The sequence below is a fragment of the Microbacterium sp. LKL04 genome (assembly GCF_900102005.1).
Lineage (GTDB): Bacteria > Actinomycetota > Actinomycetes > Actinomycetales > Microbacteriaceae > Microbacterium.
Map to the genome: position 1 here is coordinate 1,418,389 of NZ_LT627736.1, position 26,613 is coordinate 1,445,001.

A 26,613-nucleotide genomic window follows, 5' to 3' on the forward strand; every position below is an offset into this window, starting at 1 on the left:
CCCCATCGGGAGGATGAGATGAGCTCCGACATCGACACCAACGTCGCCCCCTCGGGCGCGGGCTGCGCCGAATGCGATCAGCAGGACGGGTTCTGGGTGCACCTGCGCCGCTGCGCGGCGTGCGGACACGTCGGATGCTGCGACACATCACCCGGGCAGCACGCGACGGCGCACTTCCGCGAGACCGGGCACCGCCTCGTGCAGAGCTTCGAGCCCGGCGAGGACTGGTTCTGGGACTACGTCGACGAGACCATGTTCACCGGCCCCGAACTCGCCGAACCCACCAGCCACCCGGCCGATCAGCCCGCTCCCGGCCCGCGCGGCCGCGTGCCCCTGAACTGGCGCGAGCTCATCCACACCTGAGCGCGCATCAGACGACCGAGACGACCCGACCGCCGGTGAGCCGCACGAGCTCGTCGAACGTCATCGGGAAAACGGTGTGCGGCGTGCCGCCGGCCGCCCAGATCTCGGAGTAACCGGCGAGGTCCTCGTCGACGAGGGTCTCGAGAGGCGCCGGGTGGCCGGTGGGGGCGACCCCGCCGATGGCCTGGCCCGTCGCGTCACGCACCTGCTCGGGGGTCGCGCGGCTGATCTTGCCTCGCCCGATCCGTGCCGCGAGCGCCGCGGTATCGACGCGGTGGGCACCGCTGGTCATCACGAGCAGCGGCTGCCCGTCGCACTGGAACACCAGACTGTTCGCGATCGCGCCGACCTCGACTCCGAGGGCCTCGGCCGCGAGCACCGCGGTCGACGCCGCGTCGGGCAGCACGACGATCTCTCCCGAGATGCCGGCTGCGCGCAGCGCGTCGTGAACGAGGCGGCTGCGTGCGCCGAGGTTCTCCGTCACCGTTCAGCCCCGCGCGAGGATCTCGCCGTGCGGCATGAGCAGCCACCCGTCCGGAGCCGCCGCCCACTCGCGCCACCCGGCCGATATCCGCTCGAGGTCGGCCCGGCCTGCGAGACCCTGCTCGACGGCGTGCTCGGCGTACGAGGAGTGAAGGGCGCGATCGGCCCACGACCCGCCCCACCACGCGCGCTGCTCGTCGGTCTCGAACAGCCACGTCGACGCGCTCACGGTGACGTCCGTGAAGCCGGCCTGGCGGGCCCACGCCTTGAGGCGCCGACCGGCGGCCGGCTCGCCGCCATTGTTACGACCGATGCGCAGCAGCAGGTCGAGCCACTCGTCGAGCGCGGGGATGTGCGGGTGGATGATGATGCCCGCGTAGTCCACGTCGCGCGCCGCGACGAGGCCGTCTAGTCCTGCGAGTCGACGGAACTCGCGCAGGGCGTCGACGGGCCGGCCGAGGTGCTGCAGCAGCTGGTGCGTGTGGACGATGTCGAAGGAGCCGTCCGGGGCGTCGACGGCGTAGGCGTCCGCGGTCTGGAAGGCGACGTTCGTGACGCCTTCCGCGGCGGCGTGGGCCTGTGCCTGCGCGACGACGTCGGCCGAGGCGTCGAGGCCCACGACGCGACCGGGATCCAGCCGGCGCGCCAGGTCGACCGTGATGGTGCCCGGGCCCGATCCGACGTCGAGGAGAGACGCGCCGGGGCGAAGGTGCGGCAGCAGATACCCGACCGAGTTCTCCGCCGTCCGCCAGGTGTGCGCCCGCAGGACGCTCTCGTGGTGGCCGTGGGAATAGCGTTCGGTCTGCATGGGCCACAGCCTAGGCGGGGGGCGATATGCGAGGCAGAATGATGACGGATGCCGCAGATCGGCGGCATCCGCACCGCAGTGCCCACAAGGCCCGTCGACAAGGATCGCGATGACGCATTCTCTGCCCCTGCCCGATTTCACCCACGAGCGCGTGGAGGTGATCACGGGTCGGCGGAGCGGCCTCGTCGTCACCGTCGCCCTGCACTCGTCGACGCTCGGCCCCGCCCTCGGCGGCGCGCGCCTGTGGCGTTACCCGCACTGGTCCGACGCGATGGGCGACGCGCTGCGCCTGTCGGCGGCGATGACGCTGAAGAACGCCACCGCGGGATTGGATGCCGGCGGCGGCAAGTCCGTCATCGCCCTGAGCGAGGCGGACACCCTCGACGCCGATCGGCGCCGGGCCGCGTTCCTGGATCTCGGCGATGCGGTCGAGTCCTTCGGCGGCCAGTACCGGACGGCGGAGGATGTCGGGTCGACGACGGAGGACATGCTCGTCGTCAGCGAGCGGACGGCGCACGTCGTGGGTCTGCCGGATTCGGTGGGCGGCTCGGGCGAGCCCGCCGGCCCCACGAGCCGTGGTGTCTACGCGGCGCTCCGGGCGACGCTCGAGCGCATCGCGGGCTCACCGGAGGTCGCCGGTCGCCGCATAACGATCTCGGGACTCGGTCAGGTGGGCAGCCGGCTCGCCGTCCGGCTGTCGGGTGAGGGTGCGATCCTCACGGTGACCGACGTGAATCCCGCGAAGATGTCGCTCGCCGCAGAGCTCGGTGCGACGTGGGTCGAGCCCGGTGCCGAGCACCTGGTGCCCGCCGACGTGTTCGTCCCGGCAGGTATCGGTGGCGTGCTCACCGACGAGGTCATCGACGTGCTCGCTGCGACCGCGGTCTGCGGCCCCGCGAACAACCCGCTCGCAGACCGCTCCGGCGCAGCCCGCCTGGCGGAGCGGGGCATCCTGTACGCCCCCGACTTCGTCGCGAACGCGGGCGGTGTCATCTACCTCGACGTCGAGGCGCGCACGCCCGGCCACCGCGAGGAGATCGCGACCCGCATCGACGGCATCGGCGACACGATGCGGCGACTCTTCGACGATGCGGCCGCCCGCGGCGTCTCGCCGCTCGACGCGGCCGAGGCCTACGCCGCCGAGCGCCTGTCGACCGGTACCCGCGTTCCGGCGAGCGTCTGACTGTCCGCCCGGGGCCCGCTGCGGCGGGTCCCGGGTCTCTCAGACCGCGACCACCGGCATCCGTCGCCGCATCTCGACGGCGCAGCCGATCAGGGCGACGGCGCCGACCGCGGTCAGCAGGTGGACCGTGACGGCGATGACGCCGAAGACGGGCGCGACGATGGCCCCGCCGATGACGCCGAGCGTCGCCGACGCCCACACCGGGAGGCCGGCGCGGCGCAGGAGCGCGGACCCGGCGACGGCGAGGAAGACGGCGAGCGCGACGACACCGACCGCGGCCAGGCCGACGGCGAGCGCGTCGACCGTCGCCGTGGGCAGTCCGTCGTCGCTCCGCTGGGAGGACGCCCGGACCGCGGCGGCAGCGAGACCTCCGGCCGTTCCGGCGACGACGGCTGCGACGAGGAGCGCCCCGGTGCTGCGGGCGCCGACCAGCCCGCCGAGGTGGGCGACGGCCGCGAGCGCGACGCCGATGGCGGCGGGGGCGACCCCACCCGCGACGAACAGGAACGCGTCCGGTGCCTCGATGGAGAGCCATCCGATGCCACCGGTGATCGACGCGACGAGGGCGAGGGATGCCGCGACGATCGCCACCGTCGCCCACGCCCAGGCGCGGCGGGCCATTTACGCCACCTGACCCACGACGAGCGAGGGCGCTGAGCTCCGACGCCACGGCAGCACGAGGACGACCAGCGCCAGCACAGGCGTCGCGAAAGCGAGCATCGGCGTGAGCGCCAGGCCCAGGACGAGCGTGTAGGCGAGCGCGATGGCAAGACCCACACCGACGCGGATGCCGGTGGCGGAGCCGTATCCGGTGCTCAGCGGCATCCGCGCGACGATCCACCAGGCGAGCGCGACACCGATCGCCGCTGCCGCGCCCACCCAACCGATCGTGATGTCGCCGTTGCCGTACGTGACCAGATACTCCGTCGCGATGATGAGGAAGCCGGTCGCGGCGGCGACCACCGGTATCCAGACATCGCGACCAGGACGCCGACGCGAGCGGCGCAGCACGACACCGAGCGCGACCAGGGCGGGGATCATGCTGACGGCGAGGATGACGATGCCCTCCCGCATCGCCACCGTGTCGTCCCCCCGCGCCGTGGACGACCACGCAGCACCGGCGAACGCCCAGGCCATCCCCACCGCACCACCGGAGAGCGCGATCCCGGCGAGGACGCGGCTGAGGGCCGCCCCACCCACCGAGGAGTGCGGTGCGGCGGGCACCGGCACGGGCGCCGCCGGTGCGACGGCATCGGGTACGTCACGTCGGACGCCTCGCGTGCGGGGCAAGGCCGCGACGACGAGCACGACGATCGACACGACCGCGGTGGTCCCGGGCGAGAAGAAGACGAACGCCCCCGTGACCGGGGCGGCGATGATCGCCACGACGATCGCGAGGAGCCCGGCCGGACGCCCGAGACCCACGCGTCGAAGCGCGGGAGCGATGAGCAGGGCGAACGCGATCGTCGTCAGCAGGACGCCGGCGCCCGCGAGCGGCACCGTCATCCCGGCCAGCCCCGTCTGGGGGAGCCCTGCGTCCGCAGCATCGAATCCCTGACTCCACCCGATCCCGGCGAGCCCGCTGCACACCCCGGCGAGGGCGAGGGCCACGATCGCGATCAGCGCCGCACCGTCGCGGAGAAGGGCGACGGCACGCAGCAGCGCGACCAGGGCGATTCCGGTCGCCGCAGGCGCCACACCCGTCATCGCGAACAGCATCGGCTCGTGGAACGCCTGCCCGCCGCCGGTGATGAACAGGATGCCGATCTGCCCCGCGGCGGTCGCGAGGATCGCGAGGGATGCCGCCACGATCGCGGCTGTCGCACCCAGACGAGCGCCCAGGCCGTGGACGATCGCGGAACGCGTCTCGGCGCCGGTGGGTCCCGCTCGCCCGGTGCGCTCGGCCTCGTCGAGCATCATGGCGACCAGCACGTCGCCGTGAGCGCGGCGCCACGAACGGGGGTACCAGGCCAGCAGGCGACGGAACCGTCGCTCGTCGAGCCCGCTCATGCGATCGCCGTCCGGCCGAAGCCGGGCTGGATCGCGGGACGGCCCGCGGCGCGCAGCCGCTCGCGCGCCACGCGGGCCTGGTGCTCGAGCGCGGTGATCTCCGCCTCGAGGGCCGCGCTCCCGGCATCCTCGATCGCGAAGTACCGCCGGGCGCGACCGCCGACGACCTCTTCGCCGTCTGCACGGATCAGCCCCTCGCGCTCGAGCCGCTCGAGCGCGGCGTAGAGGGTCGTGACCTTCATCGCCGCGCGCCCGGACGAGGCGGCATCCACCTCGCGCAGGATGTCGTAGCCGTGCCGTCGCCCGCCGGCAAGCGCCGTGAGGATCCAGAAGCCCGTCGGGCCGAGTGTCGATGCCATGCGTCATTCATACTCCACCAACGGGCATATTCCCACGATTGATTCTTTACGGGACACGGGAGCCTCGCCATACTGAGGGACCACCCGCACTTGTTCATATGTACAACTTCCCTGGAGGCCTCATGCCCGGCGCGATCGTCATCACGGGAGCGAGCTCGGGGATCGGCGCCGGGTTCGCGCGCCGCTTCGCGGCACGCGGTCACGACGTCGTGCTCATCGCCCGACGCGCCGAGCGGCTCGAGGCTCTCGCCGAAGAGGTCCGGGGGCTGCACCGTGTCGAGGCCGCCGTGCTCGCCGCCGACCTCGCCGACCCCGCGGCGCCCGCGGCGATCGCGCGAGAACTGTCCGAGCGCGGCATCCGCCCCGCGGGTCTCGTCAACAGCGCAGGATTCGGGACGGCATCCGCCTTCGTCGACGAGGATTCCGCACGCGTCGCCGCCGAGGTGCAGGTCAACGTCGCGGCGCTCACGCTGCTGACGCGCGAACTGCTCCCCCACCTGATCGCCGCGCGCGGCGTGCTCGTCAACGTGTCGAGCAACGCCGGACACCAGCCGCTGCCGGGACTCGCGGTGTACGCCGCGACGAAGGCCTACGTCACCTCGCTCACCGAGGCCATCTGGCAGGAGACCCGCGGCTCGGGCTTGCGGGTCCTCGCCCTGTGCCCCGGCCCCACCGAGACGGAGTTCTTCGCCGCGGCGGGCTCCGAGACCTTCAAGGTCGGCGCGACGAAGACCGTCGACGACGTGCTCGACGAGGCCTTCGACGCGCTGGACTCGTCCCGCCCCTCCCCCGTCCGCACGGTCGGCGCCGCCAACCGCGTGCAGGGCTGGGTGGCGCGCGTGTCGCCCCGGCGACTCCGCCTGCACGTCGCCGCCCGCGCCGTGGGGGACTCCTGATGCGCCGGATGCCGCCCGAAGAGCGACGGGACGAGCTGATCGCCGCCGCGATCCGGGTCATCGCCCGGCGTGGCGTGGCCGCCGCGACCACGCGCGCGATCACCGCCGAAGCCGGCATGCCCCTCGGCGCCTTCACGTACATCTTCGGCACGCAGGACGAGCTGATGACGGCCGTCATCGACACGGTGATCGCGCAGGAGCGCTTCGCCGCCGAATCGCGGGCGATCGATCCGACCTCGCTGACGGCGGCGATCCGCTCGGGCCTCGAGGGTTACATCGACATGCTCGAGCAGGACCCCGCCGATGAGATCGCCCTGCTCGAACTCGCCCTCGTCGCCCGCCGGCGCGACCCGCAGGGGCAGATGCGCGCGCAGTGGCGGACCTACTACGACGCCGCCGAGCAGATGCTCGCCTACGCCGCCGAGATCACCGGCAACCGGTGGACCGCTCCCCTGTCCGACCTCGCACGTCACCTCGTCGTCATCGCCGACGGAATCACGACGACCTGGCTCGCAGACGGGGATTCGGATGCCGCGCGTCGCACGGCGTCGTTCGCCGCCGCAGCGCTGGCCGCGGCATCCGCCCCACTAGAGGCACCGACCGAAGGGAGCCCCCATGCTGACGGAGATCGATGAGCGCGTTCTCGCGGCGGTGAACCTGCACGCCGTCCTCGGCGCGCTGCCGAAGCTGTCGGAGGTCGCGCCCGACGCAACGCGACTGCTCGCGGGACTGACGCAGCCCGTGCGGCTCACCGCGCGGGTGATCGGCGGCGAGTCGATGAGCCTCGTGTTCGCGCGGGACGGCATCCGTCCCGCCGAGGGCGAGCACGGCGGGACGACCCGAGCGACGCTCGTGTTCCGCTCCCCCGCGCACCTGAACGCCGTCCTCGACGGCACGGGGTCGCCCCTCCCGATCGCGGGACCGGCAGGCATCCGGTTCCTGACGCAGGTGTTCACCCCGGTCAGCGACCTGCTCGGCCGGTACCTGCGCCCGAGCGACGAAGACCTCGCCGATCCGGCCTTCACCGACGCGCACCGCGTCCTGCTCCTCGAGGTCGCGGTGGGGGCGATCGCGATCGTCGCGAACCGCGACCGGTCGGGCCGTTTCAGCGCCGCGCAGATGTCCGACGGCGACCTCGACATCGCCGTCGGCGACGCGCTCCGCCACCGACTGCGCGTACGCGAGCACCGGCTCTCGCGCGTTCCGGTGACGGATGCCTCGCCCCGAGCCGTCTTCCGGTTCGCCGACCTGCAGACAGCCGGCGACGTCCTCGCGGGCCGGGAGAGCGCGCTGGCGTGCGTCGGCGACGGGCGCATCGCCATCCGCGGCTACATCCCGCTCGTCGACAACACGAGCCGCATCCTCGACCGCGTCGGCCACTACCTCGGAAAGTGAGCTCCTCCGTGTACACCTTCGACAAGAGCCTCGCTGCGTTCCGCCGCGCTCAACAGGTGATCCCCGGTGGCATCCCGGGTCACCTCGGCCCCACCGAGGGCCTGCACCTGCCGAACGAGGGGTTCCCGAAATTCGCGACCCGAGCCGAGGGCACCCGCTTCTGGGACCTCGACGGCAACGAGTTCATCGACTGGATGTGCGCCTACGGGCCCAACGTCCTCGGCTACAACGACCCCGACGTCGTCGCCGCCGCTCAGGCGCAGGCGAAGAAGGAGGACGTCGTCTCGCTGCCCTCCACCGTCATGATCGACTTCGCCGAACTGTTGGTCGACCAGGTCGCCAGCGCCGACTGGGCGATGTTCGCCAAGAACGGCGGCGACACGACGACGCTCGCGATCATGACCGCCCGCGCGGCGACGCTGCGCAAGAAGGTGATCTTCGTGAAGGGCTTCTATCACGGGGTCGCGCCGTGGACGCAGAAGCTCGACTACCCCGGTGTCCTCGAGGAGGACGTCGCGAACAACCTCTACGTCCCGTGGAACGATCTCGCCGCCCTCCGGACCCTGCTGTCCGAGAACCGCGGACAGGTCGCCGCCCTCATCTCGACGCCGTACATGCACGGCAACTTCGTGGACAACCAGCTGCCCGCCGACGGGTACTGGCAGGCGGTGCGGAAGCTCTGCGACGAACACGGCGTCGTGCTGATCATCGACGACGTGCGCGCGGGCTTCCGCCTCGACCTCGCCGGCAGCGACCACTACTTCGGCTTCGAGGCCGACCTCATCTGCTTCTGCAAAGCCCTCGCGAACGGGTACAACGTGTCGGCGCTCCTCGGCAAGGACTCGCTGAAGGAAGCGGTGAGCTCGATCACCTACACGGGCAGCTACTGGATGAGCGCCGTCCCCTTCGCGGCCGGGATCGCGACGCAGCGGAAGCTCCGCGAGCTCGACGCCCCTGCGTTGTTCGACCGGCTGGGACGGCGGCTGACCGACGGGCTCACCGAGGTCGCATCGGACGCGGGCTACACCCTCGTCGCCTCGGGCGCCCCCGCGCTCTTCTACCTGCGCGTGGCGGATCCGGCGAACTCGCTCATGCTGCACCAGGACTGGATCGCCGAGTGCGTGCGCCGCGGCGCGTATCTCACGTCCCACCACAACCATTTCCTGAACGCCGCGGTCACCGAAGCGGACGTCGACTGGACGGTCGAGATCGCGGCGGACGCCTTCGCGGCCCTCCGGACGCGCCACCCCGCGGTGGTGTGAGGTGACCGCCACCACGGCATCACCCGCAACGACCACACGCACCGTCGTCGCCACCGCGGCCGTCTACGGGCTGCAGGGGCTCGGATACGCCGTCATCGTGACGGCGCTTCCCGCTTTTCAGGAGCGGACCGGGCTCGATTCGACGGGGATCGCCGCGATCCTGCTGGGCGTCTGCGTGACGGCAGCGCTCGGCTCGCTCGCCGCCGACGCGATCGCCCGGCGGGCGAGCAGCCGGCACGGCGTCATCACGGGCTTGTCGCTGCAGGCGCTGGGACTGGTCGCGACGGCGTTCTCACCGGGGACCGCGATGCTCGCGGCATCCGTCCTCGTCTACGGCCTCGGGCTGGGTCTCATCGACGCGTCGTCGAACATGCAGGGCGTGCTCGCTCAGCGCGGCCGCGCGACGCCGCTCCTCGGGCGCCTCTTCGCGACCCTGACCGCCGGCTCGATCATCGGCGCGCTCGGGATGGCAGGGATCATCGCATCCGGCGCTCCCGCGTTCGCCGCCCTCGTGGCTGCCGCGATCCTGCAGGTCGCCTTCGTCCTCTCCGGCGCGCGCCTGCTCAGCCGGGAACGCGCGGCCCGCCCCTCGACGGACGGCGTACCGAGGGGCCCGCGCCTCGATGGACGCGCCATCACGGTCGTCGGGCTCGTCATTCTGGCCGCCTACACGGTCGACTCGGCGGTGAGCTCATGGGGGTCGATCCACCTCGAGGCGATCGGTGCCGCTGCGGCGCTCGCACCCGTCGGGCTCGCGGCGTACCAGGGCGGCGTGCTCATCGCGAGGATGGTGACGGATGCCGTCGTCCGCCGCCTCGGCAGGGCGCGACTGCTCGCGATCGGCCTCATCCTCGGGGTCGCCGGAGCCCTCGTCGTGGCGGCTGTCCCGGTGCCGGTCGTCACCATCATCGCCTTCGCCGTGAGCGGTCTCGCCGTCGGAGCTCTCGTTCCCATCGCGTTCGGCCTCGCCGGGTCCATCCATCCCGCGCGCAGCGACGAGGTCATCGCCCGGGTCAACCTCTTCAACTACGCAGGCGCCGTCCTCGGGGCCGTCGGGGTCGGGGTGCTCACCGACGTCACGGGCTCGGGGCTGGCCTTCCTCCTGCCCGCGCTGCTGCTGGTCGCGGCCGTCCCGGCGTGGCGGCGGACCGCCGGCTGACACGCTCAGGCTACGGGTCCACAGGCGCCGAGATCTTCAGGCGCCGAGATCTTCAGGCGCCGCGGTCTTCAGGCGCCCAGCTCTTCACACACGCAGCGAGGCACGCAGCGCGCGCTCGAGCTCGGTGAGCAGGACGGCCCGCTCCGGTTCGGGCGCGGCGAAGGCGTCGTGCAGCACGGCGTCAGCCGACGCGAACGCGACCCGAGCGACGGCGGCGCCCCGCTCGTCGTCGACGCCGTCGAGCACTCCCGCTTCGCGGAGCAGCGTGTGGACGCGATCGGCCATCGCCCGCTTGTGACGGCGACGTGCGGCATCCGCGTCAGCCGAGATCGCAACCGTGCCGAGCGACCGCGCGGACTGCTCATCCTGATAGACGGCGGCGACAGCGCGCAGGACGCTTCCGACAGGGTCCTCGCTGCGCGGGTCGGCGCGCAGTCGCTCGATCGCGTCGTCGAGCAGGCGCTCGAGGCGGTCGTGATACCGCGAGACGATAGCGGCGAGGATCGCCACGCGGTCGGGCAGGTACTGGTACAACGCCCCCACGCTCACCCCGGCCTCGGCGGCGACGCGCGGCAGCGTGATGACGTCGACTCCCTCACGGACGACGAGATCCTCGGCGGCCGCGATCGCCTGCACGACCTTCTGCCTCGAGCGCTGCTGCGTCGGGGTCCGGCGCAGGCCGAGGTCCGTCCAGTCCTGAGAGGTGTCGTCCGTCGTGTGCATGGAATCAAACTTGACTTTGGTTAGGGGCGGCGGCAACGTTAGCAGCATGACGACGACGTCGCACCATCACGATCTCCGCGCGTCCGTGGCCGAGGCATCCCGCACCCTGGCCGGCCACGGTCTGCTCATCGGCACCGCCGGCAACGTCAGTGCTCGCGCGGGCGACGTGGTGGCCGTCACGGCGACGGGCGTCGTCCTCGGCGAGGCGACCGCCGACGATGTGATCGTCGTCGATCTGGGCGGCGCCGTGGTCAAGGGCGCACTCGCCCCGACGTCCGAGCTCGCCCTGCACCTCGGGGTCCTGCGCTCCGCGCCGGCCGAGAAGGTGTCGGCAGTCGTCCACACGCATGCACCGAGCGCAACGGCGCTCTCCCTCGTCCTCGACGAGCTGCCCGTCGTGCACTACCAGCAGCTCGTCCTGGGCGGGTCGCTGCGCGTCGCCCCGTTCCACGCGTTCGGGACGCCCGACCTCGCCGCCGCCGTCGGCACAGCCCTCGACGGCCGTCTCGCCGCACTGATGGCCAACCACGGCGCGGTCGCCCTCGGCGCCGACCTGAAGACCGCCGTCGAGAACGCCCTCCTCGTCGAGTGGCTCGCGGAGCTCTACCTGCGTGCCGCAACCGTCGGCACGCCTCGGGCGCTCGACGCCGCCCAGCAGCAGGAGGTCGTCGCCCACGCGATGCGTCTCGGGTACGGCACCACGAAACCGGTGTCGGTGTGACCGCCGTCGGCGGACTCGTCGCCCATGGGCGGTCGGCAGACGTCCACTCCCTGACGACATCGACGGTCGCGAAGGTCTTCCACGACGACTGGCCCAATGAGGCGATCGACCGCGAAGTCGAGGACGCCACCGCCGCGTTCGACCTCGGCCTCACCCCGATCCGCTGTCACGGGAGGACGGATGCCGACGGCCGCCGCGCCGTCGTCTTCGACCGCATTGAAGGGGTCGCCCTGACGACGGTCGCCGAGAAGAACCCGCTGCGCATGGGGCGCGTCGCCCGCACGCTCGCGCAGGAGCATGCGCGCGTCCATCGGGTCGCGAGCGACCACTTCCCCGACGTCCGCGATGTCGCCGCCGACCTGGTCGGCACGGCCCCGTTCGCAGGCTTCACCGCTCGCGAGCGGGCGGCGTTGCTCGACCATCTGGCGTCCCTTCCTGGCGGCGACAGCGTGTTGCACCTCGACTTCCACCCGATGAACGTGTTCCGCCACGGCGGCGGCATCGCGACGATCGACTGGCAGTCGACGGCATCCGGCGATCCCGCAGCGGACGTCGCGATGACGCGACTGCTCTTCACCGAGGCCGAACTCTTCCCGGGCGCGACGACGGCGCAACTGCTCGTCTACGGAGCCGCGCGCGGCGCGATGGGACGCATGTATCTGACCGAGTATCTGCGGGCGACGGGTATGACGACGGCGAGCCTCGACCGCTGGGCGACCGCGGCGCGCGTGCTGCGCCTGGGGATGCTCGACATCCCGAGCGAGCGCGAGCGCCTGGTGCGCGGCATCCGGTCGGAGCTCACCCGATGACCACGACGGTCCGCCGCTCCCTTCCCGCCGACGGTGAGGTCGTCGACGTCCTCGTCGTCGGGGGCGGCATCACGGGGGCGGCGATCGCGTACGAGGCGGCGAGCCGTGGCCTGTCGGTCGCGCTCGTCGAGAAGGGCGACTTCGGTGCGGCGACCTCGGCCGCGACGGGCAAGCTCATCCACGGCGGGCTCCGCTACCTGAAGAACCTCGAAGTCGGACTCGTCCGCGAGTCGCTCGCGGAGCGGCGGACCCTGTCGCGCATCGCTCCGGGGCTCGTCTCCCCCATCGCCATGGTGCTCCCCGACCCCGGGATCGTCGAGCACGTCGGCCTCACGGCGTACGACGTGCTGTCGTTCGACCGCAACCGCGTGCCCGCGAGCCACCGCATCCCGCGTCATCGGAGCCTCAGTCGCGAGGAACTGCGGCTGCGAGGGCTGGGCCATCTCGAGCACGGGATCCTCTTCCACGACGCGATGATGCTCTCGCCCGAGCGGTTGACGTTCGCGTTCGTGCGGTCCGCCGTCGCTCACGGCGCGAGGGTGGCGAACTACGTGCGGGCCGACGGCCTGATCTCCGCCGCCGGACGCGTCCGCGGAGCGCGGGTGACGGACCTCGTGACCGGCAGCGAGCACGAGGTGCGTTCGCGCGTCACGGTGAACGCGAGCGGCCCGTGGGCGTACGACGTGCTCGCGGCCGAGGGCCTGTTGCAGCGCGCCTCCGGCCCGCGCCCCGAGGTGCGCTCGGAAGGCATCTACCTCATCACCAGGCCGATCACCGAGACGATGGTGCTCACCGTGTCGTCGGGCGGCCACTTCAGTTTCGCGCCGTGGCGCAGGCGGACGCTCATCGGTCCGACCGAGACGCCCTACACCGGAGACGTCTCGGATTGGCGGCTGACGCGGGAGTCGATCGAACGCTTCCTCGCCGAGATCAACGCCGCCGGTCGCCTGCCCGTGGAGCTCTCGACGGCAGACGTCGTCGCCGCGTACGGGGGATTGCGCCCTCTGACGGAGACGAGCGGGACCGACACCTATCGCGCCTCGCGCGCGTCGGAACTCGTCGACCACGCGAAGGACGGCGTCCCCGGCATCGTGACCGCGACCGGAGGCAAGTACACGACGGCGCGGGCGTTCGCCGAGAAGGTCGTCCCCGCTCTCGCACGCTCGATCGGCCGCGTCGCCGCGCCGAGCCGCACAGCCGACGTCCCACTCGACGGCACGGACCTGACCGACACGGGGACGACCGACCTGATCGCCCGGCTGTACGGATCGGATGCCGGTGCCCTCCGGGCCGTGGCATCCGAGTCCGACGTCCTCTCGCGCCCGGCGACGGACGACGGGGAACTGCTCGCCGGTGTCGCGTTCGCGGCCCGCCACGAGGCGGCCGTGCACCTCACCGACATCCTGCTGAACCGCACCGGCATCGGACGCCGCGGTGACCCCGGCGACGACGTCCTGTCGGCGGCGGCGGACATCGCGGGCACAGAGCTCGACTGGTCTCCCGAACGTCGGGCGATCGAGCTCGACGCGGCGCGAGCGGCCGTCGCACTCCCCCGCTGAGAAGCACGAGGCCCGCTACGGTGAAGCGATGACTGGGGGATCCGTTCGACGCATGGCGTTCAGCGGCGCGATCGGCGCGGCAGCGGGAATCGGCCTCGCCGCGACGGCGGTCGCCAGTCTCAACGCTGGGGTCGAGACGCCGTGGGGACTGATGATCTACGGCGGCCCGATCGGAGCCGGCATCGGCGCGGTGGCCGGAGTCGTGGTCTGGCTGCTGACGCGCGAAGCGCACGCGCTCGCCCGGCGATGGGGAGCTCGGTCTGTCTGGACCGGCGCGGCCGCGGTCGTGGCCGCCGCAGGGTGCGCGGTGCTCGGCTACATCACGTTGGAGGCGGGCGTCCCGGCCGTCGCTGCAGCCGGCGCGGTCACCCTGGGACTGCTGGCCGCGGCGGGTTCCCTGACGGAGTCGCTCGTGAGGACCAGATCACTCCCCCGCTGAATCGGGATCACGAGCCGCTGGCGAGGATGGTGATCACGCCCGCCGCTGCGACGAAGCCCGCGGCGATGACGACCTTGGCCCGTGGCCGCCACGAGATCGTCGCCGTCTCCGCTCCCGCACTGTTCGACTCATCACCCGATGCGGGCGATTCTGCGGCGGCGAGACGCTCGGCCTCTGCGACGCGCGCACGCCCGACGGAGGCGACAACGACCGCTACCGCGACAAGGCACCAGCCGATCACGTGGAAAGCGATGCGAGCCCCCGTCAGAATCGATGACCCGCTGCACTGCATCCACGTTGCGTAGCGGTGTCCGCCGATCCCCACGAACAGGATGCCTGTCAGATAACCCTGCCAGTTGCGCAGGAATCGCGCGTACAGGCGCTCAACGCGGTTCCCTCGTTCATTGATGTGCCGGAGATGTTCGATGAACCAGGTGCCGAACACCAGAAGGAGCGCGCCCATCGCGATCGCCGTCATCGGCACGCCGAGACCCTGATCGTTGCATATCGCACCCACTGAACATCCCCCAGGGTTCTCGGGGACACATATGGCCCCGCTTCAACCTGGCAGAGCGGGCTCGCCGTCGCAACACGATCCGGCACGACCTCAGCGGCGCCTGAATCCGGGGAGATACGAAGAGAGACCCCCGCGAGCGGGGGTCTTTCCGGTGGTGGACCTGAGGGGATTCGAACCCCTGACCTCTTCATTGCGAACGAAGCGCGCTACCAACTGCGCCACAGGCCCGGAAGCCTCAACATTACCACGACCGATCGGGCCGCTCGAACGCGAGGCGGGCTCCTACTGCCCCGATGCGCGGCGTGCGAGGAGGTCTCGCACGTGCGCCTCGATGCGCTCATCGTCGGCCGGTCCCGCGAAAGCGACCTCGGCCGCACGAGTGCGGCGGGCGGTGTCGATCGACGGCGGTGCGGCCTGCGCGACCCGCTCGCGGAGGGCCTCCTCGACGGCCGCCTGGCGGAGCGCGTCACGGGCGTCAGACGCGTCGAGCACCGCCGCTGCGCGCGACCCCGCCGATGCGGTGAGCGGACGCGGGAGGGTACGAGGCGTCCATTCGGCACGGTCGGATTCGAGCGCCACGTCCTGCAGCGCGCGCGCCTCGCGGACGATCTCGACCGCGACGGAACGGGATGCCGCGCGTCGGGCAATCGTGTTCATCCGGCCGAGCACGAGCAGGCTCGAGACGGCGACGACACCGCCGACGGCGAGCAGGCTCCAGCCTGCGCCGACGGCGCCGAGGTAGCCGCCGAAACCGGCGACACCAAGCGCCACGACACCGAGGATCGAGGCGGTGAGGCGCACGCGGCGGCGCGCCCGCGCGCGGCGGACGGCGGGGGTGGCTCGGGCTGCGGCGGCTTCGGCGATCGCCCGCTCTCGGGCGAGGGCGGCATCCGCTCGCGCCTTCTCGCGCTGAGCAGCGGCGTCGGCGGCAGTCTGACGCCGTTCGGCCTTGGCGAGTTCGCGGTCGACGGCGGCTTGCACCTTCGCGGCGGCGAGTTCGGCGCGCGCGGCCTCGAGGCCAACGCTCTCCTTTTCGGCCTGCGCACGACGCGCAAGCTTCTGCTGAGCGAGGGCGGTGCGGGCGTTCAGTTCCAGGCGAACCTCACCGGGAGTCTCGCTCGTCTCGGCGAGTACGCGCAGCGCCTGGTTCAGGCGCACGGCGTTCCGCTCAGCGGCCTGGTACTGATGCCGGCTGTGCCACGACGGCAGGAGGTACACCAGCCACAAGAGGACGGCGACGAGCATGATCACCCCGCCACCCATCACCTGCTCACCCATGTCGCTCACCGTATGTTCCCGGGACGATGAGAACCGGCATCCGGTGGGCGTGTCTGAACTTCTGGTTGAGGGTTAACGGTCGGCGGGAGGGATGGATGCCGCATCCGCCGGCGCGCGCCCCGCCAACCAGCGGTTCAACACGCCCTCGCGGACGTCGTCGCGGACGAGAGCGAACGCGTAGTGATCGCGCCAGTCCCCGTCGATGTGGATGTACTTGCGGCGAAGCCCCTCGTACCGGAAGCCCAGCTTCTCGACGACGCGGAGGCTCTTCGCGTTCTCGGGCCGAATGCAGATCTCCATGCGGTGGAGGCGCAGGTCTTCGAAGCAGACGTCGGTCGCGAGCGCCACCGACGTCGGCGTGATGCCGCGACCTGCGAAGCGCTCGCTCACCCAGTAGCCGATCGTTGCCGACGACAGCGACCCGCGGGCGATCCCCCAGACGTTCAGCTGCCCGGCGACCTCGCCGTCGTACTCCATGACGAACGGCACGCCGGAGCCGTCACGGTACTGCTGCAGCAACCGCCGCACGCCGCTGCGCATGTCGAGCGAGATCGGCCCGTCCGGGCTCGTCGCCTCCCACTGCCGCAGCCACGAACGATTCTGCTCGAGCTCGGTCTGCAACGGCTTCGCATCACGGGGACGTACGAGCCGGATCGAGATCGGACCGTGCGCGCGCACGACCGGCCCGTCCATGCCCATCAGCGTCCCGCCGGGCTCAGAGGCCCGATGCGAAGTCCTTCAGCCACGGACGCAGCTCCGCTCCCAGATCATCCCGGTCGACGGCGAGCTGCACGATGGCCTTGATGTAGTCGGCGCGGTCACCCGTGTCGTACCGACGCCCGCGGAACACGACGCCGAGGACACCTTCGGTCGACGCGAGCTCCTCGAGCGCGTCGGTCAGCTGGATCTCGCCACCCTTGCCGGGTTCGGTCCGCTCGAGGACGTCGAAGACACCCGGGGTCAGCACGTAGCGACCGATGATCGCGTAGTTGGAGGGCGCATCCTCCTTCTTCGGCTTCTCGACCAGACCGGTCACCTTGACGACATCGGGCTCGTCCGTCTCCTCGACGGCCGCGGCGCCGTACATGTGGATCTGGTCGGGCGAGACCTCCATGAGCGCGACGACCGTGAGGCCCGTCTTCTTGTTCTGCTCGAGCATCTTCTCGAGGAGGACGTCGCGCGCGTCGATCAGGTCGTCGCCGAGAAGCACGGCGAAGGTGCTGTCACCGACGTGAGAGCGCGCGCGGAGCACGGCGTGGCCGAGGCCCTTCGGCTCACCCTGACGGACGAAGTGGATGTCGGCGAGCTCCGAGGAGTCCTGCACCCGCTTGAGCTTCTCGTGGTCGCCCTTCTTGGTGAGGTTCGACTCGAGCTCGGGGACCGAATCGAAGTGGTTCGAGATGTTGTTCTTGTTGCGTCCCAGGATGATGAGGACGTCGTCGATCCCGGCCGAGACGGCCTCCTCGACCACGTACTGGATGGCCGGCTTGTCGACGACCGGCAGCATCTCCTTCGGCATGGCTTTGGTGGCGGGCAGGAAGCGGGTCCCGAGCCCTGCGGCAGGGATCACGGCCTTGATGCGCTCAGCAGACATGCCCCTCACCCTACAGATGCCGCGAGCCCGCGGGACACACGTCGGGGCAGCGGGCGTGTCCCTTTAGAATCGGACCATGACCGGGCCGTTGGACACCGAGAAGCGCGCGCTGCGCGCGGAGCTCCGCGAGCGTCGCCAGCAGCGCTCCGCCGCCGCCCTCGACGAGGCCGCGGCCGGTGTCCGCGCCCAGCTCGACGCCCTGGTCACCGAGCACCACGTCCGGTCCATGTCCTGCTTCCTCTCCACCCCGACCGAGCCCGGCACGCGCGAGTTCATCGCCGCGGCCGTGGCCCGCGGCATCCGCGTCCTCCTGCCCGTCACCCGCGCGGACGGTCTGCTCGACTGGGCTGTCGCCGAAGAAGAAGGCGACACGGCCGAGGGCATGTTCGGACTCCCCGAACCGGTGGGCGAGCTCCTCAGCCCCGTCGCCGTGAACGACGTCGATCTGCTGGTCATCCCGGCGGCCGCCGTCGACCGGCACGGGATGCGGCTCGGCTGGGGACGCGGCTACTTCGACAAGACCATCGGGTCGATGGAGAAGTGCCCGCCGGTCTACGCCGTCATCTTCGACTCCGAGCTCGTCGACGACGTCCCCCGCGACGTCCACGACCAGCCCGTCTCGGGGGTCGTCACCCCCACCCGCACCGTTCTCCTTCCCACCCGCTGATCCACTGAGGTCTCATGCCCACCTACGCCTATGCCTGCACCTCGTGCGGCCACCGCTTCGACGCCGTCCAGTCGTTCTCCGATGCCGCACTCACCGAGTGCCCCGAATGCGGCGGCGCACTTCGCAAGCAGTACGGCTCGATCGGCGTGACCTTCAACGGCTCGGGCTTCTACCGGACCGACTCACGTTCGTCGAGCGGAACGAAGACCTCTGGCGAGAGCTCGGGTTCTTCGACATCATCGACATCATCCGGAGCGTCCGCTTCGCCCGCCCCCGCGGGTTCGTAACACCCGGCGCCTGCGCCGGGAGAGGAAGGAGCAGCCATGATCAAAGGCTTCAAAGACTTCATCATGCGCGGCAATGTCATCGACCTCGCGGTCGCGGTCGTCATCGGCGGTGCCTTCACGGCTCTCGTGACGGCGATTGTCACCAGCGTCATCAACCCGCTCATCGCCCTCGTCTACAAGCCCGACGAGAAGACGGGTGCGATCGGACCGACGTTCACAGGTCTCCATGGCGATGACGTGACCTTCCCACTGGGGGGTCTCATCAGCGCCATCATCAGCTTCTTCGCGGTCGCCCTCGTCGTTTACCTCGTATTCGTCGTCCCGATGAACAAGTGGAAGGAGCGTCAGGCGGCGAAGGCCGGGGTCGTCGAAGAGGCGGCGAAGCTCCCCACCGAGGCCGAGCTGCTCATCCAGATCCGCGATCTGCTCGAGCAGCAGCGCGGCACGACGGCGGCCCCGACGCGGTCGACCGAACCGCCGTCGCCGTCCATCTGACGCGTCAGTAGTGCGGCGGGACGTCGCTGCGCAGACGATCGTCGTTCGGGCCGGATGCCGGGGGTTCCCCCGCGTCCGGCCCGTTCGTCGTCTCGGGGGTCGTGTCCGTCCCGGGCGCGGGCGTCAGCCTGGCTCGCCGGGAGCCCGGGACCCGCTCGACGCGCTGGCGCTCAGTCGACATCGATCGGCTGAGTGGACCCGGGCGCCGCAGGCGTCTCGGGCTGCACGCCGATGACGCCGGCGATGCGCAGCGCAACAGCGGAAGGATCGTTGTAGACGTCGAACGCGTGCACGCGGACGTAGTGCCAGCCCAGGCGTCGCAGCAGCTGCGGACGGCGGCGGAGGGTCTCGCGGAGGCTGTCGTGAGTGCTCTCCCCGTCGAGGTCGGCGACGACGGCCTTGCCCTTGTACTGGGCGACGAGCGGCAGCTGCCCGCCGCGATAGTGGACGTCGACGGACACACCGAGGCTTCGCAGATGCTGAGCGAGAGTGAGCGTGAGCGGGTCGGCGAGGTCCTCGAGACGCGCGTCGCGACCGCGGGCGGCGATGCGCCCGAGGATCGACATGAGGGTCGCCGCGCCGTGCGTGAGGCGTCCCTCATCGAACGCGGAGGGACGGATCGACGACACGATGACCATGGAGCGGCGCGCACGCGTCATGCCGACCGTCAGCAGCCGCTCACCGTCGGGCGTCGAGAGATCGCCGAAGTCGCTGAGGACGCGGCCGTGCTTGGTCAGGCCGAATCCGAGCGAGAAGATGACGCGGTCGCGGCTCTCCGCCACGGATTCCTCGAGGCCGAGCACGGCGAACGGCTCGGCCGTCTCGCGCCCCACGAAGTCCGCGACGTCCGAGCGTCCCGCGAAAGCGCTGGCGACGGCCGCGCGGATGCGATCGGCGTGACGCGACGAGGCGGTGACCACCATGAGCGATTCCGCCGGGCGGTTGATCGCATGTTCGACGACGAGGGTCACGACGCGGGCGACCTCGGCATCCGGACTCTCCACGGCTCCCGTGTCGGGGTCCGGCGCACCGGTGCCGCCCTCGACGTAGTCCACGCTCAGGCTGCCGCGACCGAGGTACGAACCCGCCCACGGCAATGAGCTGATCGCTCCCCCGTAGAAGGCGTCGTTGACGAGCTCGGCGAGATCCTCGCCGCCCGCCCGGTAGCTGCGGGTGAGGGTCTCGACCGGGATCAGCTCGCTGAGCCGGCCGAACACGCTCGCGTCGTCGAACGGCACCTCGGGCGCCTCGAGATCGTCGCCGCGTCCCGACCCGAGCCGGAATGGGGTCGGCTTCTGCGTGACGGGGTCGCCGAAGACGACGATCTGGCGAGCGCGGCGGAGCGCAGGCGTCGCCTCGGCGAGGCAGAGGGCCGCGGCATCCGCGATGATCACGACGTCGAAATCAGGGTGATCGGGGACGTTGGGGACCTCGTAGGGCGATGCGAGCCACACGGGGGCGAGCACGCGCATGAGCGTGGGGGCCGAGGCGACGAGCTCTGCGGCCGAGGCGGTTCCGCCGCGCAGGGCTGACTTCAGGGAGGCCGCTTCGCGCGGCTCGTCGACGATGGCGATCCGCCACCGCTTCGCGAGCTCCGACGACAGGAGCGGCCCGGCCGATGAGGCGTGCGCTTCGTCGACGAGACGGAAGTCGCGCTCGAGCCGGTCCAGCACCTGCGTGTTCGCGCCGAGCAGGGCGCGGTCCGACCGCAGCATGGCCTCGAGAGCGGAGCGCCACCAGGCGTACTCGAACTCGCTCGCGACCTCTGATTCGGGCACGTGGCGCGTCGAGAGTTCCATGAGGAGCGGCTCGAGCCCCAGCTGGGCGAGTTCGCTGCGCAGCGCAGCCCGCTCGACGAGGTTGTCGAAGACGTCGGATGCCGCGGCCAGCCCCGCGAGCGTGCGGAGCAGCTGCGGAATCGGGAGGGACGCGAGGCTCTCGGTGCGACCGAGCGCCGTGTCGAGCTCGCCCAGGTCCGCGTTGGCGCGCTGCCACGCCGCCGCGACGTCGTCGAGACCGATGGGGATCTCGGGTGTCACGCCGGCGTCGACCAGCTGCTGCCAGGAGGTGCGCTGCTGCTGCACCCGCAGCAGCGCTTCGTGCATGTCGGTGACGTGCATGCCGGGGCGCACGTACTCCTTCGACAGCCGGCGCAAGCGCCGACGGTTGGCGGGGGTCATCTGCGCCGAATCGCGCCGCGACGAGTGCGCTGCGATCAGATCGGTCAGCGGCCGTTCGAAGATCGTGGGGCTGAAGCGGTCGAGCGACGCGCGGATGCCCTGCAGCAGCTGGACGTACGAGCCCATCTCGGCGATCGACGAGAACGGGCGCATGCGGGTCTGTCCGATGAGCTCATACCCGCGCTCCAGCAGCCCCGGCACCTCGGTGCGGTGCAGGCGGCCCGCCAGAGCGTGCGCGGCGCGGGCCTCGTCGGTCGTCGAGAACGCGACGCCGTACCAGGGCGAGTCGTCCGGTCCGATGCGGAATTCGCCGAGGCGGGCGGATGCCGCGAGGGCCTCCGCAGCCTCGACGCGGCGGGTCGCGAGTCGCTGGACGGTCGCGAGGTCGAACCGCGTGGTCGCGGTCGGCTGCGGTTCGTGTTCGGCGATGCGGGTGAGTTCGCGGAGCGCTTCGAGGGGCGAGACCCCGACCGACGCGTGCCGCTGCGTGAGAGCCGAGCGGTAGTCGCGGAGGACGGTGCGGAGCCGCACAAGAGCGTCATCGACCTCGGCGACCTTGGGCTGCTCGGCCTTCTCGTTCCGACCGATCGCACGGATCAGGTCGCGGTGCAGGCGAGTCGGCGACACGGCGAGGCCCGGGAGGCCGATGCCGGCGAGACGGTGCCGCACGCCGTCGAGCGTCGAGCGACGGGCACTGACGACGAGGACGCGCTTTCCCGAGCGGACGAGTTCGCCGACCGCGTTGATGACCGTCTGCGTGCCGCCCGTGCCGGGCAGGGTGTGGACGGCGAGCGACTGCCCCTCGGTGATGCGGGCGAGCACGGCCTCCTGCTCGGCGTCTGCGTCGAGAAGGAGGCGATCCGCGGCGGGAGTCCGGTCGTCGGGGCCGACGGCTGCGGGCTGCGGACGGACGAACGAGAGGCGCTCTCGGTCGGCGGGGTGCCCCGCGAGCGCGTTGAGGACGGGGTGGTCGAGGTCGACGGCATCCCGCTCCATGTCGGAGGCCACGTCGGCGAAGGTCGAGACGACCAGACGCGGCAGCACCGTGAAGGTCTGCACGTGCGCCGTGAGGGCACGGAGGCGATCGATGACCGGCTGCGGCTGGAACACGCCGCCGTCGTAGGCGAGCGCGGCGAGGGCGTCGCCGTCGATGTCGACGCCGAAGTGGATGCGTGCCGCCGTGACGAGTTCGGGGTTGATGTGGAACGTGCCGTGGAGCCGCAGGTCGAAGTCCGCGTGGTGCCGCCGGATCGAGAGGGGGCGGAGCAGAACGGGAGCGGTGCAGCTGACCCCGCCGATGCGCCAGGACGCCATGCCGATCGCGAGGTGGACGGTGTCGAGGCCACGGGCGGTGCGGAGCTCGACATCCTTGGACGTGATGCGCTCGGCGGCCAGCCGCGCGGTGCGCAGGGCCACCTCGTCCCGGAACATGTTCGACAGAAGCGTCGGACGCCCCGTGATGAACTGGGGCAGGCTTCCCGGGTGCGCCTTGGTGATGTCGATGCCGGCGTCGCCGTCGTCGCGGTAGTGCAGCAGCGTCGAGGCGCCGCCGAGCTGCGCCGCTTCTTCGCGCAGCCGCTTCCGCTCGGGCACGGCGGCGTGCATGACGAGGACCTCGGGGTCGGACAGCGTCACGTCCGCCGGGGTCACCGCGTGAGCCTGCTCGGCCGTCTCGCCGCGCACAGCACCGCTCTCTGCTCGCCACACACGAGAAACATTAGGCGCGTCGGGCTGGGAAATCGGGATCGACGGCCGAGTTTCGCAGATCGGCTGTCACACTCGCCCCGTTTCCTCCACAACCGACGCCGGACGCCGGTTCTCCCCGCCTCCTCGCTCCCCCGGTCCCGATCGACGCCGCCGCGCCAAGATGAGGACATGACGAACGCAACCTACGCGGTGCACCCGACACCGATCGGCGAGGCCCTCCTGGTGACGACCGAGGCGGGCCTCGCCGCGCTGTCGGTTCTCGACGGCCCCGCGTATGCCGAGGTGGCGCGGCTCAGCATGCTGCTGCACGCCGTTCCCATCGAGGACGAGGGCCCGTCCGCCGCTGTGGCAGCGGAACTGGACGAGTACTTCGCGGGTGAGCGTCGGGAGTTCACCGTTCCGTTGGACTGGGGACTGACGGCGGGCTTCACCCGACGGGCTCTCGAGGCGATCGTCGACGTGCCGTACGGCCAGACGGCGTCGTACGCCGAGGTGGCGATCGCGGCCGGCGCGCCGCGGGCGCATCGCGCGGTGGGGACCGCGTGCGCTCGCACTCCCTGGTCGATCGTGCTGCCGGCCCACCGAGTGATCCGCAGCGACGGGTCCATCGGCGAGTACGGCGGCCGGCCGGAACACAAGCGATTCCTCCTCGATCTCGAGGAGTCGGTCGCCGGTTCGACGGGCCGCGCATGACGGAGGCGGGCAGGGACGTGTAGGCCGTCCCTGCCCGCCTCGTCGCGGCATCCGCCCTCTTAGTGGTCGACCGCCTTCTCGGCGCCGTACCCCGTGAGGGAGCGGACCTCCATCTCCGCGGCCTTCTTCGCGTCCTCCGCCTTGCGCGAGGTCACGGACCCCAACCAGCCGAGGAAGAAGCCCACCGGGATCGAGATGATGCCCGGGTTGTTGAGCGGCCAGATCGCCGTGCCGACGTTCTTGAAGACGCTCGTCTCCGTGCCCCAGAAGACCGGAGACAGCACGATCAGGACGATCGCGGTCGCGAGACCGCCGTACATGCTCCACACCGCACCGCGGGTCGTGAACTTCCGCCAGAAGAGCGAGTAGAGAATCGTCGGCAGGTTCGCGGATGCTGCGACGGCGAAGGCCAGCGCGACGAGGAACGCCACGTTCTGCCCCTGCACGCCGATGCCGCCGAGGATCGCGAGAACACCGATCACGATCACCGTGCGACGGGCGACCTTGACCTCGCCGTCCGGCGGGACGTTGCCCTTCTTCACGACGTTCGCGTAGATGTCGTGGGCGAAGGACGCCGCCGCCGTGATCGTCAGCCCCGCGACCACCGCGAGGATCGTCGCGAAGGCGACCGCCGAGATGAAGCCGAGTAGGACCGGCCCTCCGAGAGCCGCCGCCAGCAGCGGGGCGGCGGAGTTCACGCCACCGGGAGCCGCCTTGATCGTCTCCGACCCGACGATCGCGCCCGCGCCGTAGCCGAGGACGAGGGTCAGCAGGTAGAAGAGACCGATCAGCCAGATCGCCCAGACGACCGAGCGACGTGCTTCCTTCGCCGTCGGGACCGTGTAGAAGCGCATCAGCACGTGCGGCAGGCCCGCCGTTCCGAGGACCAGCGCGATCGCGAGGGAGATGAAGTCCCACGGGTTGGCGCCGTACTGGAGGCCCGGACCGAGGATCGCCTCCTGCGGGTCGGTCGTCGACTTCTGGACCGCGGCCTCGAGCAGGGAGTCGAGGCTGAAGCCGTTGATCGCGAGCACCCAGATCGTCATGACGATGGCCCCGCCGATGAGCAGGAACGCCTTGACGATCTGCACCCACGTCGTGCCCTTCATGCCGCCGATCAGCACGTAGACGATCATCAGCACGCCGACGACGGCGACGACGATCGACTGTCCGATCTGCTCGGTGATGCCGAGCAGCAGCGAGACGAGCCCGCCCGCGCCGGCCATCTGCGCGAGCAGGTAGAAGAAGCAGACCGCGAGGGTCGTGATCGCCGCGGCCAAGCGCACCGGGCGCTGCTTCAGGCGGAACGAGAGCACGTCGGCCATCGTGAACTTGCCCGTGTTGCGCATGAGCTCGGCGACCAGCAGCAGCGCGACCAACCACGCGACGAGGAAGCCGATCGAATACAGGAAGCCGTCGTAGCCGTTGATCGCGATGGCGCCGACGATGCCGAGGAAGGATGCCGCCGACAGGTAGTCGCCGGCGATGGCGAAGCCGTTCTGCGGGCCGGTGAACGAGCGACCGGCCGCGTAGTAGTCGGCGGCGGTCTTGTTGTTGCGGCTCGCCCGGATGACGATGAACAGCGTCACCGCGACGAAGGCGCCGAAGATCGAGATGTTGAGGACGGGGTTGTTCTCGGCTGCGGCCGCGGGCGCAGCGGCGAGCAGGATCGGACTCATCGGGCTTCCTGCCTCTCGAGGTCGGCGCGGATCTCGGACGAGATCGGGTCGAGCGTGCGGTTCGCGAAGGCGACGTAGCCCATCGTGATCGCGAACGTCGTGACGAACTGGCCGAGGCCGAGCAGCAGGCCGATGGTGATGTGACCGAAGACCTCCTGCGCCATGAAGTCGGGCGCGAAGGAGGAGAGCAGGACGTAGACGAAGTACCAGACGAGGAAGAGCAGAGCGAGCGGGAAGACGACGCTGCGATGCTTCTTCTTCAGTTCGACGAAGCGCGGCGATTCTTCGACCGCGACATAGTCGATGGCACTCCCTTCCACGCCTCCGTGCGGGGACTGGGACGACATGTGGCCTCCTTGCCTCATGGGGTGAGCGACGGTGCTCTCACCGGCGGTTCCTGGGAATCAGCCGCGTGGTAGGTTCGACCGTACGAAGGCGGCAGAGGTGCCGTCACCCCCGGAAGTAGGTACGCGTGGGATCGTCGGCAGAGAGCGACGCGGACACGCGGCTCGTCTCCCGAGCCGTGTCCGACCTGGCCCGTCAGACCCGCTTTCCCGTCGTCTTCGGCGGCCTCGAACGAGGCGGCCGCGTTCATGTGACCGCGATCGCCGGAACCCGGACCCGCAGCATCGAGGGACTCGTCGTCGAAGCCGGTCGCGGGCTCGGCGGAGCCGCGATGCTCGAAAAGCGCCCGCGCCTGGCGCTCGACTACCGCACGGCCCGCACCATCACCCACGACTACGACCGAGCCATTCTCGGCGAAGGCATCTCAACGCTGCTGGCGGTTCCCGTCGTCGTGACGGGGCGTCCCCGCGGCATCGTCTACTGCGGGTCCTGGACCCCCGGCCCCGTCGGCGACCTCGTCAGCCGACCCGCCTTCAAAGCCGCCGACATGCTCGCGACCGAGTTGCGCGTCCGCGAAGAGGTCGACCGACGGGTCGCCGCGCTCCTTCCCAGCGAGCCCGCACTGCCCGCGGCCGCACAGGAGGATCTGCGCGAGAGCTACGCGGAGCTGCGGAGCATCGCGGCATCCGTCTCGGACCCCGCACTCCGCGACCGGATCGCCGCCGTCGAGAAGAGGCTGACGGGGATGAGCCGTCCGGCCGCCGGCGACGCGACGCTCGACGTCGCCCTCTCGCCGAGGGAGCTCGATGTCCTGGCGTGCTGCGCCCTCGGGGCGACGAATGCGGAGATCGCCGCCTCGCTGTCGCTGCGCGAGGGGACGGTCAAGTCGTACCTGCAGGCGGCGATGGCGAAGCTGGATGCCTCCACCCGCCACGCTGCCGTGGCGAAGGCGCGCCGTGCCGGCTTGCTGCCGTAGCGGCGGCCTGCACCACTAGGCTCAGC

Annotated in this window: 30 protein-coding genes and 1 tRNA gene; 16 read left to right on the plus strand and 15 right to left on the minus strand. The window is 71.1% G+C overall.

Annotated features, from left to right (window positions below):
• Window positions 1–18: 18 nt before the first annotated feature.
• Window positions 19–363, plus strand: coding sequence for a UBP-type zinc finger domain-containing protein (locus tag BLP38_RS06940; protein WP_018188459.1), 345 nt, complete (start codon window positions 19–21; stop codon window positions 361–363).
• A 7-nt stretch (window positions 364–370) separates the two neighbouring features.
• On the opposite strand, the gene BLP38_RS06945 is transcribed toward BLP38_RS06940, so the two are convergent.
• Both BLP38_RS06945 and BLP38_RS06950 read right to left on the minus strand, forming a co-directional pair.
• Window positions 371–847: a YbaK/EbsC family protein gene (locus BLP38_RS06945; RefSeq protein WP_091355006.1), complete on the minus strand. Its 477-nt coding sequence runs from the start codon at window positions 845–847 to the stop codon at window positions 371–373.
• 3 nt (window positions 848–850) lie between these two features.
• On the minus strand, window positions 851–1,654 hold the full coding sequence (locus BLP38_RS06950) for a methyltransferase domain-containing protein (protein ID WP_091355009.1): 804 nt from the start codon (window positions 1,652–1,654) through the stop codon (window positions 851–853).
• A 109-nt stretch (window positions 1,655–1,763) separates the two neighbouring features.
• Here BLP38_RS06950 and BLP38_RS06955 point away from each other — a divergent pair, with 109 nt between their 5' ends.
• Window positions 1,764–2,837, plus strand: a complete 1,074-nt coding sequence (locus BLP38_RS06955) for a Glu/Leu/Phe/Val dehydrogenase family protein (protein ID WP_091355013.1) — start codon at window positions 1,764–1,766, stop codon at window positions 2,835–2,837.
• A gap of 39 nt (window positions 2,838–2,876) precedes the next feature.
• Here BLP38_RS06955 and BLP38_RS06960 read toward each other — a convergent pair whose 3' ends face one another.
• The 3 genes from BLP38_RS06960 to BLP38_RS06970 are packed head-to-tail and all read right to left on the minus strand — an operon-like array spanning window position 2,877 to window position 5,206.
• Window positions 2,877–3,458, minus strand: a complete 582-nt coding sequence (locus BLP38_RS06960; protein ID WP_091355017.1) for a hypothetical protein — start codon at window positions 3,456–3,458, stop codon at window positions 2,877–2,879.
• Entirely contained in the window at window positions 3,459–4,847 is a 1,389-nt protein-coding gene (locus tag BLP38_RS06965) for a hypothetical protein (RefSeq protein ID WP_091355020.1), read from the minus strand.
• A complete protein-coding gene (locus tag BLP38_RS06970; RefSeq protein WP_091355024.1) occupies window positions 4,844–5,206 on the minus strand; it encodes a PadR family transcriptional regulator in 363 nt (120 codons plus the stop codon). Before BLP38_RS06970 ends, BLP38_RS06965 begins: the two co-directional genes overlap by 4 nt.
• A 122-nt stretch (window positions 5,207–5,328) precedes the next feature.
• On the opposite strand from BLP38_RS06970, the gene BLP38_RS06975 reads away from it, so the two are divergent.
• Genes BLP38_RS06975 through BLP38_RS06995 form a run of 5 tightly spaced genes read left to right on the plus strand, consistent with a single transcriptional unit; the run spans window position 5,329 to window position 9,918 of the window.
• On the plus strand, window positions 5,329–6,102 hold the full coding sequence (locus BLP38_RS06975) for an SDR family NAD(P)-dependent oxidoreductase (protein ID WP_091355027.1): 774 nt from the start codon (window positions 5,329–5,331) through the stop codon (window positions 6,100–6,102).
• Between the two features lie 8 nt (window positions 6,103–6,110).
• On the plus strand, window positions 6,111–6,737 hold the full coding sequence (locus tag BLP38_RS06980) for a TetR/AcrR family transcriptional regulator (protein WP_091359633.1): 627 nt from the start codon (window positions 6,111–6,113) through the stop codon (window positions 6,735–6,737).
• Window positions 6,718–7,497, plus strand: a complete 780-nt coding sequence (locus tag BLP38_RS06985) for a hypothetical protein (protein ID WP_091355031.1) — start codon at window positions 6,718–6,720, stop codon at window positions 7,495–7,497. Before BLP38_RS06980 ends, BLP38_RS06985 begins: the two co-directional genes overlap by 20 nt.
• Complete coding sequence (locus BLP38_RS06990) at window positions 7,494–8,759, plus strand: aminotransferase class III-fold pyridoxal phosphate-dependent enzyme (protein ID WP_091355035.1); 1,266 nt, start codon at window positions 7,494–7,496, stop codon at window positions 8,757–8,759. The genes BLP38_RS06985 and BLP38_RS06990 overlap by 4 nt, the downstream gene beginning before the upstream one ends.
• A gap of 1 nt (window position 8,760) precedes the next feature.
• A complete protein-coding gene (locus tag BLP38_RS06995; RefSeq protein WP_091355039.1) occupies window positions 8,761–9,918 on the plus strand; it encodes an MFS transporter in 1,158 nt (385 codons plus the stop codon).
• A gap of 84 nt (window positions 9,919–10,002) precedes the next feature.
• On the opposite strand, the gene BLP38_RS07000 is transcribed toward BLP38_RS06995, so the two are convergent.
• Window positions 10,003–10,641, minus strand: coding sequence for a TetR/AcrR family transcriptional regulator (locus BLP38_RS07000; protein ID WP_091355045.1), 639 nt, complete (start codon window positions 10,639–10,641; stop codon window positions 10,003–10,005).
• A gap of 46 nt (window positions 10,642–10,687) precedes the next feature.
• Here BLP38_RS07000 and BLP38_RS07005 point away from each other — a divergent pair, with 46 nt between their 5' ends.
• The 4 genes from BLP38_RS07005 to BLP38_RS07020 are packed head-to-tail and all read left to right on the plus strand — an operon-like array spanning window position 10,688 to window position 14,169.
• Window positions 10,688–11,362 (plus strand): class II aldolase/adducin family protein, encoded by a 675-nt coding sequence (locus tag BLP38_RS07005; RefSeq protein ID WP_091355051.1) that lies wholly within the window; start codon window positions 10,688–10,690, stop codon window positions 11,360–11,362.
• Window positions 11,359–12,171 carry an aminoglycoside phosphotransferase family protein gene (locus BLP38_RS07010; RefSeq protein ID WP_091355056.1) on the plus strand — a complete coding sequence of 271 codons (813 nt, stop codon included), beginning with the start codon at window positions 11,359–11,361 and terminating at the stop codon, window positions 12,169–12,171. The genes BLP38_RS07005 and BLP38_RS07010 overlap by 4 nt, the downstream gene beginning before the upstream one ends.
• Window positions 12,168–13,730 carry a glycerol-3-phosphate dehydrogenase/oxidase gene (locus BLP38_RS07015; RefSeq protein WP_091355060.1) on the plus strand — a complete coding sequence of 521 codons (1,563 nt, stop codon included), beginning with the start codon at window positions 12,168–12,170 and terminating at the stop codon, window positions 13,728–13,730. Before BLP38_RS07010 ends, BLP38_RS07015 begins: the two co-directional genes overlap by 4 nt.
• A gap of 28 nt (window positions 13,731–13,758) precedes the next feature.
• Window positions 13,759–14,169, plus strand: a complete 411-nt coding sequence (locus BLP38_RS07020) for a hypothetical protein (protein WP_157681068.1) — start codon at window positions 13,759–13,761, stop codon at window positions 14,167–14,169.
• A 7-nt stretch (window positions 14,170–14,176) separates the two neighbouring features.
• On the opposite strand, the gene BLP38_RS07025 is transcribed toward BLP38_RS07020, so the two are convergent.
• From BLP38_RS07025 to galU, 5 genes are all read right to left on the minus strand, one after another.
• Window positions 14,177–14,647, minus strand: coding sequence for a hypothetical protein (locus tag BLP38_RS07025; RefSeq protein ID WP_157681069.1), 471 nt, complete (start codon window positions 14,645–14,647; stop codon window positions 14,177–14,179).
• Window positions 14,648–14,838: 191 nt separating this feature from the next.
• Window positions 14,839–14,914: transfer RNA gene (locus BLP38_RS07030), tRNA-Ala, on the minus strand.
• 54 nt (window positions 14,915–14,968) lie between these two features.
• Window positions 14,969–15,964: a large exoprotein gene (locus tag BLP38_RS07035; RefSeq protein ID WP_231916584.1), complete on the minus strand. Its 996-nt coding sequence runs from the start codon at window positions 15,962–15,964 to the stop codon at window positions 14,969–14,971.
• Between the two features lie 72 nt (window positions 15,965–16,036).
• Complete coding sequence (locus BLP38_RS07040; RefSeq protein ID WP_091359637.1) at window positions 16,037–16,657, minus strand: GNAT family N-acetyltransferase; 621 nt, start codon at window positions 16,655–16,657, stop codon at window positions 16,037–16,039.
• A gap of 22 nt (window positions 16,658–16,679) precedes the next feature.
• On the minus strand, window positions 16,680–17,558 hold the full coding sequence (gene galU / locus BLP38_RS07045) for a UTP--glucose-1-phosphate uridylyltransferase GalU (protein WP_091355072.1): 879 nt from the start codon (window positions 17,556–17,558) through the stop codon (window positions 16,680–16,682).
• Window positions 17,559–17,634: 76 nt separating this feature from the next.
• On the opposite strand from galU, the gene BLP38_RS07050 reads away from it, so the two are divergent.
• Genes BLP38_RS07050 through mscL form a run of 3 tightly spaced genes read left to right on the plus strand, consistent with a single transcriptional unit; the run spans window position 17,635 to window position 19,007 of the window.
• Window positions 17,635–18,225: a 5-formyltetrahydrofolate cyclo-ligase gene (locus BLP38_RS07050; RefSeq protein ID WP_091355075.1), complete on the plus strand. Its 591-nt coding sequence runs from the start codon at window positions 17,635–17,637 to the stop codon at window positions 18,223–18,225.
• Window positions 18,226–18,239: 14 nt separating this feature from the next.
• The gene (locus BLP38_RS07055) at window positions 18,240–18,512 is read left to right on the plus strand and encodes an FmdB family zinc ribbon protein (protein WP_091355078.1); all 273 of its coding nucleotides are present in this window, start codon (window positions 18,240–18,242) and stop codon (window positions 18,510–18,512) included.
• Window positions 18,513–18,548: 36 nt separating this feature from the next.
• Window positions 18,549–19,007 carry a large conductance mechanosensitive channel protein MscL gene (gene mscL, locus BLP38_RS07060; RefSeq protein ID WP_091355079.1) on the plus strand — a complete coding sequence of 153 codons (459 nt, stop codon included), beginning with the start codon at window positions 18,549–18,551 and terminating at the stop codon, window positions 19,005–19,007.
• A 4-nt stretch (window positions 19,008–19,011) separates the two neighbouring features.
• Here the strand turns inward: mscL and BLP38_RS14310 are convergent, their stop codons facing one another.
• Both BLP38_RS14310 and BLP38_RS07065 read right to left on the minus strand, forming a co-directional pair.
• Complete coding sequence (locus tag BLP38_RS14310; protein ID WP_172824670.1) at window positions 19,012–19,188, minus strand: hypothetical protein; 177 nt, start codon at window positions 19,186–19,188, stop codon at window positions 19,012–19,014.
• Complete coding sequence (locus BLP38_RS07065) at window positions 19,178–22,870, minus strand: ATP-binding protein (protein ID WP_091355082.1); 3,693 nt, start codon at window positions 22,868–22,870, stop codon at window positions 19,178–19,180. Before BLP38_RS07065 ends, BLP38_RS14310 begins: the two co-directional genes overlap by 11 nt.
• A 192-nt stretch (window positions 22,871–23,062) precedes the next feature.
• Here BLP38_RS07065 and BLP38_RS07070 point away from each other — a divergent pair, with 192 nt between their 5' ends.
• On the plus strand, window positions 23,063–23,587 hold the full coding sequence (locus tag BLP38_RS07070; protein ID WP_091355084.1) for a methylated-DNA--[protein]-cysteine S-methyltransferase: 525 nt from the start codon (window positions 23,063–23,065) through the stop codon (window positions 23,585–23,587).
• Window positions 23,588–23,646: 59 nt separating this feature from the next.
• On the opposite strand, the gene BLP38_RS07075 is transcribed toward BLP38_RS07070, so the two are convergent.
• Window positions 23,647–25,266, minus strand: coding sequence for a solute symporter family protein (locus BLP38_RS07075; RefSeq protein WP_091355086.1), 1,620 nt, complete (start codon window positions 25,264–25,266; stop codon window positions 23,647–23,649).
• Entirely contained in the window at window positions 25,263–25,613 is a 351-nt protein-coding gene (locus BLP38_RS07080; protein ID WP_172824671.1) for a DUF485 domain-containing protein, read from the minus strand. The genes BLP38_RS07075 and BLP38_RS07080 overlap by 4 nt, the downstream gene beginning before the upstream one ends.
• Before the next feature lie 125 nt (window positions 25,614–25,738).
• On the opposite strand from BLP38_RS07080, the gene BLP38_RS07085 reads away from it, so the two are divergent.
• Window positions 25,739–26,587 (plus strand): LuxR C-terminal-related transcriptional regulator, encoded by an 849-nt coding sequence (locus BLP38_RS07085; protein ID WP_091355089.1) that lies wholly within the window; start codon window positions 25,739–25,741, stop codon window positions 26,585–26,587.
• Window positions 26,588–26,613 lie beyond the last annotated feature (26 nt).

What these genes read in the sequence shown, in the direction of transcription:
- BLP38_RS06940 (WP_018188459.1), top strand. Translation starts at nt 19, where the DNA reads ATGAGCTCCGACATCGACACCAACGTCGCCCCCTCGGGCGCGGGCTGC.
- BLP38_RS06950 (WP_091355009.1), bottom strand. Translation starts at nt 1,654, where the DNA reads ATGCAGACCGAACGCTATTCCCACGGCCACCACGAGAGCGTCCTGCGG.
- BLP38_RS06955 (WP_091355013.1), top strand. Translation starts at nt 1,764, where the DNA reads ATGACGCATTCTCTGCCCCTGCCCGATTTCACCCACGAGCGCGTGGAG.
- BLP38_RS06960 (WP_091355017.1), bottom strand. Translation starts at nt 3,458, where the DNA reads ATGGCCCGCCGCGCCTGGGCGTGGGCGACGGTGGCGATCGTCGCGGCA.
- BLP38_RS06965 (WP_091355020.1), bottom strand. Translation starts at nt 4,847, where the DNA reads ATGAGCGGGCTCGACGAGCGACGGTTCCGTCGCCTGCTGGCCTGGTAC.
- BLP38_RS06970 (WP_091355024.1), bottom strand. Translation starts at nt 5,206, where the DNA reads ATGGCATCGACACTCGGCCCGACGGGCTTCTGGATCCTCACGGCGCTT.
- BLP38_RS06975 (WP_091355027.1), top strand. Translation starts at nt 5,329, where the DNA reads ATGCCCGGCGCGATCGTCATCACGGGAGCGAGCTCGGGGATCGGCGCC.
- BLP38_RS06980 (WP_091359633.1), top strand. Translation starts at nt 6,111, where the DNA reads ATGCCGCCCGAAGAGCGACGGGACGAGCTGATCGCCGCCGCGATCCGG.
- BLP38_RS06985 (WP_091355031.1), top strand. Translation starts at nt 6,718, where the DNA reads ATGCTGACGGAGATCGATGAGCGCGTTCTCGCGGCGGTGAACCTGCAC.
- BLP38_RS07000 (WP_091355045.1), bottom strand. Translation starts at nt 10,641, where the DNA reads ATGCACACGACGGACGACACCTCTCAGGACTGGACGGACCTCGGCCTG.
- BLP38_RS07005 (WP_091355051.1), top strand. Translation starts at nt 10,688, where the DNA reads ATGACGACGACGTCGCACCATCACGATCTCCGCGCGTCCGTGGCCGAG.
- BLP38_RS07015 (WP_091355060.1), top strand. Translation starts at nt 12,168, where the DNA reads ATGACCACGACGGTCCGCCGCTCCCTTCCCGCCGACGGTGAGGTCGTC.
- BLP38_RS07020 (WP_157681068.1), top strand. Translation starts at nt 13,759, where the DNA reads ATGACTGGGGGATCCGTTCGACGCATGGCGTTCAGCGGCGCGATCGGC.
- BLP38_RS07025 (WP_157681069.1), bottom strand. Translation starts at nt 14,647, where the DNA reads ATGACGGCGATCGCGATGGGCGCGCTCCTTCTGGTGTTCGGCACCTGG.
- BLP38_RS07035 (WP_231916584.1), bottom strand. Translation starts at nt 15,964, where the DNA reads ATGGGTGAGCAGGTGATGGGTGGCGGGGTGATCATGCTCGTCGCCGTC.
- BLP38_RS07040 (WP_091359637.1), bottom strand. Translation starts at nt 16,657, where the DNA reads ATGGACGGGCCGGTCGTGCGCGCGCACGGTCCGATCTCGATCCGGCTC.
- galU (WP_091355072.1), bottom strand. Translation starts at nt 17,558, where the DNA reads ATGTCTGCTGAGCGCATCAAGGCCGTGATCCCTGCCGCAGGGCTCGGG.
- BLP38_RS07050 (WP_091355075.1), top strand. Translation starts at nt 17,635, where the DNA reads ATGACCGGGCCGTTGGACACCGAGAAGCGCGCGCTGCGCGCGGAGCTC.
- BLP38_RS07055 (WP_091355078.1), top strand. Translation starts at nt 18,240, where the DNA reads ATGCCCACCTACGCCTATGCCTGCACCTCGTGCGGCCACCGCTTCGAC.
- mscL (WP_091355079.1), top strand. Translation starts at nt 18,549, where the DNA reads ATGATCAAAGGCTTCAAAGACTTCATCATGCGCGGCAATGTCATCGAC.
- BLP38_RS14310 (WP_172824670.1), bottom strand. Translation starts at nt 19,188, where the DNA reads ATGTCGACTGAGCGCCAGCGCGTCGAGCGGGTCCCGGGCTCCCGGCGA.
- BLP38_RS07070 (WP_091355084.1), top strand. Translation starts at nt 23,063, where the DNA reads ATGACGAACGCAACCTACGCGGTGCACCCGACACCGATCGGCGAGGCC.
- BLP38_RS07075 (WP_091355086.1), bottom strand. Translation starts at nt 25,266, where the DNA reads ATGAGTCCGATCCTGCTCGCCGCTGCGCCCGCGGCCGCAGCCGAGAAC.
- BLP38_RS07080 (WP_172824671.1), bottom strand. Translation starts at nt 25,613, where the DNA reads ATGTCGTCCCAGTCCCCGCACGGAGGCGTGGAAGGGAGTGCCATCGAC.